General features: G+C 44.7%; 6 protein-coding genes. 3 read left to right on the forward strand and 3 right to left on the reverse strand.

What is annotated here, in order from left to right; all coding sequences use genetic code 11:
• Entirely contained in the window at positions 1-1,416 is a 1,416-nt protein-coding gene (locus MUCPA_RS22610; RefSeq protein ID WP_008509543.1) for a RagB/SusD family nutrient uptake outer membrane protein, read from the forward strand.
• 123 nt (positions 1,417-1,539) lie between these two features.
• Positions 1,540-2,664: a TlpA disulfide reductase family protein gene (locus tag MUCPA_RS22615; RefSeq protein WP_169316194.1), complete on the forward strand. Its 1,125-nt coding sequence runs from the start codon at positions 1,540-1,542 to the stop codon at positions 2,662-2,664.
• A 132-nt stretch (positions 2,665-2,796) separates the two neighbouring features.
• Here MUCPA_RS22615 and MUCPA_RS22620 read toward each other — a convergent pair whose 3' ends face one another.
• The 3 genes from MUCPA_RS22620 to MUCPA_RS22630 are packed head-to-tail and all read right to left on the reverse strand — an operon-like array spanning position 2,797 to position 9,668.
• Positions 2,797-7,614: a chemotaxis protein CheB gene (locus tag MUCPA_RS22620; protein ID WP_008509545.1), complete on the reverse strand. Its 4,818-nt coding sequence runs from the start codon at positions 7,612-7,614 to the stop codon at positions 2,797-2,799.
• Complete coding sequence (locus MUCPA_RS22625) at positions 7,607-9,109, reverse strand: GAF domain-containing protein (protein ID WP_008509546.1); 1,503 nt, start codon at positions 9,107-9,109, stop codon at positions 7,607-7,609. Before MUCPA_RS22625 ends, MUCPA_RS22620 begins: the two co-directional genes overlap by 8 nt.
• The gene (locus MUCPA_RS22630; RefSeq protein ID WP_008509547.1) at positions 9,102-9,668 is read right to left on the reverse strand and encodes a biliverdin-producing heme oxygenase; all 567 of its coding nucleotides are present in this window, start codon (positions 9,666-9,668) and stop codon (positions 9,102-9,104) included. Before MUCPA_RS22630 ends, MUCPA_RS22625 begins: the two co-directional genes overlap by 8 nt.
• Positions 9,669-10,124: 456 nt before the next feature.
• Here MUCPA_RS22630 and MUCPA_RS22635 point away from each other — a divergent pair, with 456 nt between their 5' ends.
• The gene (locus MUCPA_RS22635; RefSeq protein WP_008509548.1) at positions 10,125-12,950 is read left to right on the forward strand and encodes a M16 family metallopeptidase; all 2,826 of its coding nucleotides are present in this window, start codon (positions 10,125-10,127) and stop codon (positions 12,948-12,950) included.
• Positions 12,951-13,330 lie beyond the last annotated feature (380 nt).

Genomic DNA, 13,330 nt, shown 5'->3' on the forward strand with positions numbered 1-13,330 from the left:
ATGAAAACTATAAAGATCACCTATAAACTAATCATTTGCCAACTGGTTTTGTTAGTGTGCGTGTTAATCAGCGGATGCAAAAAATTCGTAGATGTTGATGCACCCAGCAATCAATTAGTTACGGCTACCGTTTTCACCAGCGACAATACGGTAAAGTCTGCTTTGGCAGGTATGTACTATTCCTTTGCTATCGGTAATTCTTACGATTTGCAATTCTCCATGTCATTTGTAACAGGTTGTTCTGCTGATGAAGCCCAATATGCTACTTCGGGCTCCAGTTTTGATGCCTTTATCCAGAATACAGTTCAGGCAGATAATAGCTCCGTATCCTCTATGTGGACCAGTTGCTATTCATCGGTTTACCAGGCCAATGCCATTATTGCCGGTATCAATAACAGTACAGGTGGCATTAGCGATGCTATGAAAACCGAAGCCCTGGGTGAAGCGAAATTTATGAGGGCGCTTTGTTATTTTTACCTGGTGAATTTATGGGGAGATGTGCCCATGCCGCTAACTCCCGACCGTGCGGTTAACAATTCGCTGTCGCGTAGTGCAAAAGCCGTGGTATACCAACAAATTATTAGTGATTTAACCGATGCCAAAGCCTCATTACTGGCAGACTACTCTTACTCGTCGAGTCAGCGTACCAAGCCTAATAAATATGCTGCGGCTGCCCTGCTGGCAAGGGTTTACCTTTACACCAGCGACTGGGCAAATGCCGAAGCAAACGCCACTTTTGTAATTAGTGCCTCGCCTTTTAGTTTGCTTTCTACCGCTAACCTTGGTGGCATCTTTGTAAAAAATAATACTGAGGCCATATTGCAATTTGACGCTTCGCCGTCAGGAACCGCGGGCCAAGGATATACCACTGAGGGGCAGTATTTCACCCTGGATATTACAACCATTCCGGATTTTCAATTAAGCAGCAGCCTGCTTAAAGCATTTGAGTCGGGCGACCGCAGATACACCAACTGGGTTGGCATATCTACCTATCAGGGAATTCCCTATTACTATTTTTCTAAATACAAGCAAAAGGTTGCCAATACAACCGCAACAGGCGAGTATGTTACCTGCCTGCGTTTGGCAGAACAATACCTGATACGTGCCGAAGCCAGGGCAAAGCAGGTTAATCTGACCGGCGCTATCGCCGACATCAACGTGATCAGAAACCGGGCAGGCCTGCTTAATACCACGGCCACGCTTCAAGCTGATATTTTGTTGGCTATTGAACAGGAGCGAAGGATAGAGTTATTTGGCGAATACGGGCACCGCTGGAATGACCTGCGGAGAACAGCGCGCGCTAATGCTGTTTTAGGGACATTAAAAACCACCTGGACAGCTAATGCTGCTTTATATCCTATTCCAAAAACAGAAATACAAAACAATAGTAATCTTACCCAGAATACGGGTTATTGAGCAATAAAAACTGAAATGCAGTAATTTGATTACGCGGGGCAGGCCTGCCCCGCGTAATTTTATCAGTAGTGCTATATCAGCCTTACTTAATAGCCTATATCAAATAAACCTCTCTCTATGAAAATGATCAGAACCTTAATCTATAGTTTAACGGTGATGCTGATGATGCAAACATTAAAAGCTCAAAATAAACACGTTGGATACGAAATAAAGGGGCAACTGGTTTCAATACCGGATGCCGCCGTTGTATATCTCACCGCCGGATCGTCTGTTGATAGCGCCGTTGTGGTCAACGGAAAGTTTACCTTTACAGGTACAGTTGCCGAGCCGGTGTTAAGCACTTTAAAATTAAAACATACAATACCTGCTCCCGATACCTATTATGCCATAAAAAGAAACACTTACCGTTTATTTTTGACGAATACAAAAATGGTTTTTTTAGCAGCCGACTCTTTAAATGGCGGGGTTGTAAAAGGCAATAAGCTGCACAACGAGTATTTGTCGTATCAGGCCGGCCTTTCTACAATTTACGATCAGATGCGGCCCCTGAATATGAGTTACTATGCATATGAAAGGGAAAACAATGTACCCATGATGCAAAAGATAAGGCCGCGTTTAGATTCGCTGGGGGCTATTGAGTTTAGTTATGTAACTAACTATGTGCGGGCCAACCCCAAATCTCCGGTAGCGTTGTTGGCGGTGCAGCAATTTGCCAAGCCTATTGCTAACCCGCCCGATTTTCCGGCAGCTTTTGCTCTTTTAGATAACTCCCTGAAACAAACAGCGGCCGGTAAACTCCTTGAACTACGTATGGCCGACGAGAACGCCTTTAAGGTTGGCGACAGCATGCCCAACTTTAGCCAGCCTGATACCCTGGGTAACATTGTTCAGCTATCTGAATTTAAGGGGAAATACGTCCTGATTGATTTTTGGGCATCATGGTGCGGGCCTTGCCGTAACGAAAGCCCTAATGTTAAGCGGGCTTTTGATAAATATAATGATAAAGGCTTCATGGTGATGATGATATCGTTAGATGTAAGTAAACCCAATTGGCTTGCCGCCATTAAGCAGGATGGTACTCAAAATTTTATTCAGTTGTGCGATATGAAATATCATCAAAACACTGCCGCCCAACTTTTAAAGATCAAATCCATCCCTCAGAATTTCCTGATTGATCCATCCGGAAAAATAATCGGCCGTAACCTTCACGGGGTCGAATTGATGAACGCATTGCAGCGCATTTTGTAATCGAAGTGCCTGATGGTTAATCATCAATTACCATAGCACGAAAAGAGGGTGAGTACAGAAGTTATGTACAAGCCCTTTCTTTGTGAATTGGTGCAACGGATTACTGCATATTGATCTTATTTATGCCATTTGCTAAGGCTGTAGAGGCACCGTAAACCAGAAGGTAGCGCCTTCACCGATGGCGCTTTCCACACCGATTTGGCCGCGATGGCGCTTAATAATCTCGGCCGAAATGTAAAGGCCCAGGCCCAGGCCCGAAAAATGGGTAGATGATTCCTGAACACGGTAAAAGCGATCAAACAAATAATCCTTTTTGGCTTCGGGAATGCCGATTCCGAAATCCTGAACGGTTAGCTTAAACTCATTTTCAAATAAAGAGCAATTGAGGATTACCTTGTCACCTTTAGGCGAATATTTGATGGCATTAGTTAAAAAATTAGTGATCACCTGCTCCAGCCTGGTCCTATCAGCGGTAATGGTGATTAGCCCTTCACCCTGCAGGATGAATTCATGTGTACCCTCCTGTGCACGCACCTCCTCCAGTACTTCTTTTACCAGTTGTACGGCATCAAATGTTTCGTAATTCAGTAACAATTTACCGGCCTGTATCTTGGTAACATCCAGCAAATCGTCTACCAGGGTGGTTAGTTTATTGGTCTGGTTGTTGGCTTTCCCAACAAAATCCATTACCGTATTTTTGCCGCCTTCCCTGGCCATAATCCGTTGGAGTATTTGTAACGAACCCTTGAGGCTGGTAATGGGCGTTTTAAGCTCGTGGCTGGCTATACTCAAAAACTCATCTTTTTTATGCATTAACTCTTCTGTAGTTTCGCGCGCCTTCACCAGTTCGGTAACATCAAAACCAAAAAAAGCTATACCATCTAACTTATCATCGTCGTTAAACACAGGTGTAAAAATAAAGTCGAACCAATGATCGGCTTGTTTACCTGTTTGTGCATTAGGCCATTGTATCCGGACAGAGCGCCCGGTGAAGGGTTGCCCCGAACGCATCACTTCTGCATCTGCCCTACCGAGTTCTGTGCCTGGCCACCATTGATTTATTTCTGCCGTGCTGCGGCCAATATAGTTTTGTTGCCCGTCAAGCCGGATAAAGGCATTGTTTACAAATTCATATACCAGGTTAGGCCCCCGGCGTATGGTGATCAGTGCGGGTGCGTTAGTAAAGATGCTGTAAAACTCTTCCTGTTGTTTGCTGATCATGTGCTGTAGCTCTTTTTGACGGGTGATATCCAGTATATAGCTAACCGATATTTGTTTTTCGTCCTCGCTCAACATAGCCGAACCCTTTAAAACCGACACCAGGCTACCATCTTTGCGGATGTATTGCTTTTCATATGGCTGGCAAAAACCATTTTCGTCCAGTTCCTTTTGTGCGCGGCTACTGGCCTGGCGCGAGGTGGGCGGGGTAAGGTTTTGCAGGTTAAGCTGCCCTGTTTCCATATCTGCGCGGCTGTACCCCAACATATTTAAAAAGGCATCGTTGGTTTCAAGCAAGCGGCCGTCAGGATCTGCAAAGCACATCCCGATCAGGTTTGAATCGAATACCTTACGGAATTTATTTTCGCTCTGGCTCAGGCGTTTTTCTGTTTCAATAAGGCGGGTAATATCAATAATGGAGCCAACAAGGCGGTAGGGAGTATGAAACTCGTCTTCCAATATCCGGCCGCGGTCAAGTATAATGGCGTACGTGCCATCGGCCTTCTGGAAACGATACTCAGCCGACCACTGCTTTTCATGATGATTAATGGCATTAAAAACGCTCTGCTCAACCCGCAGACGATCATCAGGATGAATTTTGCCGAACCAAAAACTGATCTGGTTAGTTTCGTCATCCCGTTGGTAACCAAACATCGAGGTGAAGTTGTCGCTTCGCCACATGGTGTTGCTCACCAGGTTCCAATCCCAGATGGTATCGTTGGTAGCCGTTGATACCAGTTTAAAGCGCTCCTCGCTTTCGGTTAATTTCTGGGTGCGTTCATAAACCTTATTTTCCAGCTGGCTGTTCAGGTTTTTTAATCCCTCGCGGGCGTTAATAAGTTCGTGATAATTCTTCTTTAATTTTTGTTCGGCGTTTTTGCGCGCGGTGATATTGGTGAGGCTCACTACAAAACCCTCGCGCATGGGGCCAATGGTAACCTGGTACCAATTATCTTGCCCGGTATGCAGCTCGGTTTCCCAGGCTTTGCTTTGGCGGGCCGCTTTGGCATATTGTTCGGCACTTGCTATCCCTATAAGCTCCGGGAAACTTTGAAGCCGGGGCTGGGCATCCATCTCAACCGCTGGTTTGCCAAAAAGCGTTAAAGCGGCATCGTTATAAGCTATGCATCGGAAATCGGGATTTTTACTGCCTTCGGTCCGGTTATCCCGGAAAGCCAGTATAGCTGCCGTACTGGCGTTAAACACCCCGGAGATGATCTGGTTTAATTCTACTATTACCGAAATATCGATGAACGAAATCACCACACCGTCATGCTGGCCATCCTTTTTTACATAAGGCATAATCCTCATCAGGTTGTTGGTTCCGCTTTTTAGCAATACCTCTTTCTCAATCACCTGGCCGGTTGCCAGCACACTATGGATATCGGCAATCAGGTTATCATATAAAATATTGTTGGACAGGTGGTTGATGGGGCGGCCAACATCAGCATCAATCAGGTTGATCATGTTAATAGCTGCCGGGTTAAATTTACGGATGCGCAGGTTGGCATCAACAAATATTTGCCCTATATCCGTACTGCGGAAGTAATTATCCAGGTCGTCGTTTAATTCTACCAGTTCGCGTATTTTTAGCTGGTGCTCCGTATTCAGCGTATGCAGTTCCTCGTTGAGTGATTGCAACTCTTCGTTGCCCGACTGGAGTTCTTCGTTGGCAGATAGCAGCTCTTCGTTGCTCGACTGGAGTTCCTCGTTGGTGGTTTCCATTTCTTCAACCGCCATTTGCAAATTTATCCTCGTTTCGCTTAACTCGGCTTCCATCTCCATCAGGTACTCCTGGTCGCTACCGGCGTTAACGGGGGGCAAAACAATACCCTCTTTGCTTACCGGGTCGGTTTTAATTTCCGAAAACAGCAGCAAAGTATAATCATTTGTTGAACTTTCGTCGGGTGGTTTAACGGTGATCTGTAACAACTGTTCCCGGTCGTCGTGCTTTAACTTAACCCTGTTAAGGTGTGTTTTTTGGCGCTCTTTCCAGGCTTTTCTAATGGCGGTGTTCAGCATAACAGACACCTCCCGGTTCACCATGTTTAAAATATTGAGGTCGAGTTTTTTTTCAGGAAGGTTAAGGTACCGGCTATAATTTCCGATAGTTTCTTTGATGATATAACTCTTATCAATAAAAATACCTACTGCGCTAAATTCAGAGATCATCAGTTCCCTAAATTCCTCTTCCATGTGTTTTTGATATTCGCCGGGTTTGGCCAGGGGGCGCTTTTCGGTATATTTTAAATTGGGGGTTGCTGTTGTATAGGTATGGTGTAAGCCATAGTTAATGGTTCCGGTTTTTTGGTAAATTTTCCATTTTCCGCTAATTTCGTTAACGCCCTCTTTAATGCTGGCGGCATTTTCGCTCGAGCCCAGGAACAGGTAGCCCTCTTTATTCAGTGCGTAATGAAATGTCGACATGATTTTTTGCTGCAACAGATTGTTCATGTAAATGAGCATGTTGCGGCAGGTAACCAGGTCGTTTTTAATAAAAGGCGGCGATTTGATGACGTTGTGACGCGCAAAAACAATTTGTTTACGTATACCGGGTAGCACACTGTAATTTTTGTCGTCTTTAACAAAGTATTTGGAAAGAAGAGCCGCCGGCACTTCGTTCCCGATAGATAAAGGATAGCAGTTTCTGGCCGCTATTTCGATGCTGGATTCGTCCACATCGGTGGCAAATATTTTTAACTCACGGCTCTCCCCGGTACGGTCAAGATAGTCGTTAAATAAGATAGCGATTGAATAAGCCTCTTCGCCGGTGCTACAGGCGCAAACCCATATCTTGATAATTTCGCCCTCTTGCTTGGACTTAACGATGGCCGGAATAATTTGTTGGGCCAGGATATCAAACGCGGGTTTATCACGAAAGAATTTGGTTACACCTATCAAAAAATCTTTAGCCAGAACTTTTACTTCTTGCGGATCCTGATGTAAAAGGCCGATGTAATTTTCCAGCCGGTCTATCTCAACGGCTGCCATCCGGCGGGCAATTCGGCGCAAAATAGTGGGCGTTTTATACAGATTAAAATCCTGGCCGCTGCTGATGTGTACCAACCTGAAAATTTCGTTCAGCAGGTTGTCATCCAATTGATCCTGCTCCAACAAGGGCAGGTGGCGTTGGTTAACGTAATTGTAAACCTCCACATGCATTTTGGCGGGTGGCAATATAAAATCGGCATTGCCCGATGTGATGGCGCTGTTGGGCATACCGTCAAATTTGGCCGTGGCGGGGTCTTGTACAATCACCATGCCGCCGCATTCCTTTATTGCTTCTACGCCCTTGGTGCCGTCTGTCCCTGTGCCTGATAAAATAATGGCTATAGCCTTATCCTTTTTATCCTTAGCAAGTGTAAATAAAAAGGTATCTATTGCCGTATTAGGCGATTTATCTTTGATTTTATCAACCAACCGCAGTTTGTTGCCGCGGATGGTCATGATTTTTTTGTTGGGGATAATATAAACGCAATCACGCTGCAAAATCACATCGTTGGTGGCCTCAAACACTTTCATGTGAGTATGCTTTGAAACCAGGTCAACCAACAGGCTCTTATAATCGGGCGAAAGGTGCTGGATCACCACAAAGGTAAAACCGGAGTTGCCGGGCATGTGGTCAAAAAAATCATGTATCGCTTCCAGGCCTCCGGCGGATGCGCCGATGGCGATGATATAGCGGTCTGCCAATTTTGACTCCGGGAACTGCAACGGTTTAACTTTAGCCATTGGATCTGGTCCTGAATTCATAAATAAAACTGCGTAACGTTTCGGCAGTGTCCAGTTCTATGCCACTCCAGGGGAGCGCAGTATGGCGTACCGTTTCCTGCCATATTTTAAACGAATTACGGGGATGATAGTTTTTGCTGCCGGGCTCAAAGTTAATGGCCTGGTTGGGGTTACCGCCCCAGTTAATGGTACGAACAACTTCGGGTCTGAAACAAATAATGAAATCTCCTTTTTCTTTATCAATTGTTATGGCTAAGGCACCACTGGCCACATCGGCATACGGTATGGCTTCGTCAAAAATTTCTGGCAGTTGTTCGGTATGAAAAACCTGCCCGGCAGATTTATTTTGCAGCCAAAGAATCATATTCTCTATAAAATCTACCGGCGGAACCTGTCCGATGGCCGTAAAACGGCCAGATAATACGGCCACAGCACCGGCAGCTTGGAAGAGGCTGGTGAGGTTAACTGCTTGCTCATTTAACATGCCGTTAAGTAAATCTTCTTCCGCGTAAACCTGTGCCACCAAAGCAGTTTGTTGTTTTTGCAGTTCAGTTTCGCGTTCAAAAATTTCCTGTTGTAAAATGGCGGAGACTTTGTTTGAAATTACAGATGATAGCAGTTCGCAAATGGAACATACCTCGAAATTTAAATGAAGGGGTGTAATATGATGGCATGCGATAAGGCCCCAGAGCTGCCCGCCATGGATAACCCGGATAGACATGGACGCCTGTACATTCATGTTTTTTAAATACTCCAGGTGTACAGCCGCAACGCCCCGCAAATTACAGTCGGACAGGTCGGTAAAGGTATGGCTGCCAGGGTTGATTACCGGATATAACCTGATCGGGTTGTAGTTACGGTCGGGTATAAGGCGGTACGGATTTTTAAGGTAAAGTTCGCGAGCCTGCCGCGGCACATCAGATGCCGGGAAAGTATGGCCCATATAATCGTCCAAACCTTCATTTTTTTCCTGGGCAATTACGGTACCGTTCCATTCTTTATCAAAACGATACATCATAATTCCGTCAAAACCGGTAAAGCGTCGCAGTTCCAGGATTGCGGTACGGCTCAGTTCGTCCACAGTGCTGGTTTGTTCAATAGCTGTTATGGCATGTTTAACCTCTTCAAATACTGTGGTAAATGTGCGCTCTGCGGCAGCATCCATCAATTCAAGTTCCAGCAAAAGGTAGGTATCTTTTAAATGCGCCAGGGCGTGCATTGTTTTTCCGGCCAGGGTAAGCGTTAGCGGTAACCTCGCCTTGATTGCCAGGGCGTTAAGCTTGCTGCTGTCGGAATCGCTGCTTAAAGCCGCAACGGATTTGCCTATAAGCGATTGAACGGGCTCGCCGGTTAAATCGGCGATGTTCTCGCTGGCCTGGATGATATTCAGGCTGTTTTTTTCCAATACCAGTAAATAGCCGTAAGGCTGGATCACATTGATGTGGTTAAGCGGAAGGCTTCCACAAAAATCCGAATCGTAATTATTTTTAGCCATGGCTATCCATCCACTTTTTAAATTTTACAAACGTTTCGCGGGCAGCATCAATCATCGCCAAAGCTTCTTCGGGTGTTAATGCCAAACCGTTGATGCTATTTTTAAACTTTTGCCACATGGGTTGCGTTTCTGCACCATAGCCGGTAAAAAAACTAAGCCCCAGTTGTTCAGGCAAGGTTAACTGCCCCGCAATCATCCTGCTGATCACCTGCCCGCCTAATGTTGAGCCCTCAATTACATACAGGGCGCCCAACGCTGCTGGTACCGAACCAAGAACAGGTAAGCTGCCTGTAGCGGCCAGTTCAGCAGGGGTAGCACCCAATGCAGTGATATCTTCTGCCAACGACGCTGCTTTGCGGCGATCGTGATAATCAGGCAGAATATCAGAAACTAACATCGTCGACATTTGTTTTTCAAGCCCACCGAAGTAAGTGTAAAAAAGTTGTAATAAATTAATGTAGTCGTTGGTTGACCGGATGGCCCGGATTTTTGTAATCAAGATTTTTTCTAATGCCTGGTGGCTTTCCAGGGTGTCGTGTTTTAATTGTTCGGCAAGCATCTAAGGCAGTAATATAGTCGCTAAAATATTATTTTACTTTTAAGAAAGCAATTTAACATGAACAAACATTTTACCGTTGCCATGTGGCTTGCGGACGATTCACTTTAAGTTGCAGTAAGATTTTTTTACTTTACGGCATATTTAAAACAACAATTAGATGGCCTTGTTTTGGTGATAAAGGGTATCCGTGGAGAAATTGAGTTGCACCTCGAATATTAATTAATGTATTTTGGGACTCCCAATTAGCGAGATGGCTTGGCTTTGCAGATGGAAAATGAGCTAATCGTTGGCTTTAATTACTCTAATTGCCGGATAAAAAACAACTATATGGTCAATTAACCATAAAATTTACGGATATCGGCGCTATCATCTTAATTTATGGTAATATATCTGGAAATTTATCCCATAATATAACGATTAACTTAACCGGTTTTCGTATTAAAACAGAATAAATCAATGCAAATTAAAAATCTATGCCTGGCTTTAGCCGGCTTTGTTACACTTGCGGGGGCTGTCCTTGCTCAGGATAAGCCGCTGGTGCTTGATCCGGCTGTACGCACGGGTAAATTACCCAACGGTTTTACGTATTACATTCGCCATAACGAAGAGCCCAAAAACAGGGTTGTATTTTATTTGGCCAATAAAATAGGGTCGATACTGGAAACGGATGATCAGCAGGGCCTGGCTCACTTTATGGAGCACATGAGCTTTAATGGTACCACACATTTTCCTAAGAACGAGTTGGTTGATTACCTGCAAAAAGCGGGTGTACGTTTTGGAGCGGATATTAATGCCTATACCAGCTTCGATGAAACCGTTTACCAACTGCCTTTGCCTACCGATAAGCCGGAAGTATTACAAAACGGCATCCAGATTATGCGCGACTGGGCCCATGAAGCTACGCTTGAACCCGCTGAGATTGACAAAGAGCGTGGGGTGATATTGGAGGAGAAGCGTTTGGGCAAAGGAGCACAGGAACGGATGCGCCGCCAGTACTGGCCCGCGCTGTTAAACCAATCGCGTTACGCTGTCCGTATCCCTATCGGCACCGAAGAGATATTGAAAAGCTTTAAGCCCGAAACAATAAAGTCTTTTTACCAGGATTGGTACCGCCCGGATCTGCAGGCTTTAATCGTAGTTGGAGATATTGATGTAAACCAGATGGAGCAAACCATCAAAAGTAAGTTTAGCGACCTCAGTAACCCCAAGGCAGAAAAAGTACGCACCAAATATACTATACCATTAACCGGGCTTAACCAATTCCAGGCCGTTACCGACCCGGAAATGACATCAACGGTAGCACAGATCATTATTAAACACAAAGCCAGTACCATTACAACCGCCGCCGATTATCGTACAGCTATCACCAACGAGTTGTTTAACCAAATGCTGGCCGAGCGTTTTAGCGAACTGGCACGGCAAGCAGATCCTCCTTTTTTACAAGGTGGTGCGGCGGTAGATGGCTTTATGGGCGGCCTTGACGATTTTTCGGCCAGTGTAGCTGTTAAACCAAATACTTTAGAAAGAGGCCTTAAAAATGTATGGCGCGAAATTGAAAGGGCAAAGCGGTTTGGATTTACCGCCACTGAGCTTGACCGGGCTAAACAGAACTACCAGAGCCAGATGGAATCGGCCTTAAAAGAAAAAAGTAAAACCGGATCTGAAAGTTATGTTAAAGAATACCTGGCTTACTTTTTAAAGGGTGAAGCCGCGCCGGGTATTGATGTGGAGTACCAAATTGTAAAAGATGCGCTTCCGAAAATCAGCTTGGCTGATATAGCTAAAGTGATGCAAACATACATCCGCGCCGATAACCGCGATATCCTGATCATGGCTCCCGAAAAAGACAAAGCTACTTTGCCTGATGAAGCTGCAATATTAGGATGGCTTAAAACGGTTGAGGCCGAAGATTTGGCTCCTTATAAAGATGAGGTAAACAACCAGGCTTTATTAGCGAAGGCTCCGTCTGCCGGCAAGGTTATCAAACAGGTAAAAGATGACCACCTTAATATTACAACGCTTACGCTGAGCAACGGTGTTAAGGTTGTATTGAAGCCTACCGATTTTAAAAACGATGAAATTATGTTCAGCTCGTTTGCTGCCGGTGGAACCTCATTGTATTCGGATGCCGATTTTCAAAGCGCCGCAAACGCGGGTATCATCCCATCGTTTGGTGCTGGTAACTACAATACTACCGAGTTGAGCAAATATTTATCTGGCAAGCAAATAGGCGTTCAGCCTTATATCGGCGAGCGTAGCCAGGGCATCAGCGCGCGCAGCACAAATAAAGATCTGGAAACCTGCCTGCAATTAGCTTATGCGTTTTTAACAGAGCCCCGTAAGGATGAAAGTCAGTTTAAAAGCATTATCCAACGCTCTAAAGCTGCCTTAGCAAATCGTGGTAACGATCCATCTAACGTGTTTAAAGATTCGGTAAGCGCTATTTTAGGCAACTATAATGTACGCCGTACCGGGCCTACAGTGGCTAAATTGGAGCAGATAGACCTGGATAAGGCTTACCGCATTTACAAAGAGCGTTTTGCAGATGCCTCCGGAATGACCTTTACCTTTGTGGGTAGCTTTGATGTAGAAACCATTAAGCCGCTTTTAGAGAAATATATTGCATTGTTACCTGCAACACATATTAACGAGCATGCTAAAGATCTCGGTATCCGTCCGCCTACTGGCCATATCGAAAAAAATATATATAAAGGCACCGAGCCCAAGGCTACGGTACAGCTTTTGTTTACCGGCGATTTTACTTATACTCCTAAAGAAAGAAAGCAGTTGGACGCGCTTAAAGAAACGCTTGAAATACGTTTATTGGAGCGCTTGCGCGAAGATGAAAGCGGGGTATACACCCCAAGTGCTTTTGCCAGCACCGCTAAATTGCCCAATGCCAGGTATAACTTTGGCATTGCTTTTGGCTGCGCCCCGCAAAATGTAGATAAGTTGGTAGCCTCTGCTCTTGATGAGGTTAACAAATTGAAAACGGATGGCCCGGCTCAGGTTAATATTGATAAATATAAAGCCGAAGACGCGCGCACCCGCGAGACAAATTTAAAAACCAACAACTGGTGGATGGCATATTTAAACAACCAGTTACAAGACGGCGAGCCACTCAACCAGTTAGATAATTATTCGGCAAATATTCAAAGCATCGATCCGGCAAGTTTGAAGCTGATTGCGCAGAAGTATTTAAGTGGTAAAAACTATATCAGGTTAGTACTCTTACCTCAAAGCAGTAGCGCTTTACCTGCAAGTACTAAGCAGGCTAATTAATTATTACCACTTTAAGGGTTAATAAAACCGGCTGATGATTTCAGCCGGTTTTTTCTTTTTATCAGTAGCCGTAAACGTTTTGCCATACAAGGTGGGGGTGAATTTTATAGCTTAACAGAGCCTGCTGCCGTCTAACTTTGCTGTAAATATTCGTTTTTTTTAATATTTATTTGATGTTTTAAAATCTAAGTATTTTAATATATTTAAAAATTTGATAATCAATTTTTTATGGGGTTAAATACCCTGCAGGTGGTATGGTTTGACTATCCCTTTTTTGCGTAAACAGAAGGGTTGCCTGAACCTGAGTGTTATTACTCTGCACAAATGTTGGCCTCTTTATAAAGGATTATGCTTAGCTTTGATTAAGCGGTGTAACTCAT

The sequence above is a fragment of the Mucilaginibacter paludis DSM 18603 genome (genome assembly GCF_000166195.2).
Lineage (GTDB): Bacteria > Bacteroidota > Bacteroidia > Sphingobacteriales > Sphingobacteriaceae > Mucilaginibacter > Mucilaginibacter paludis.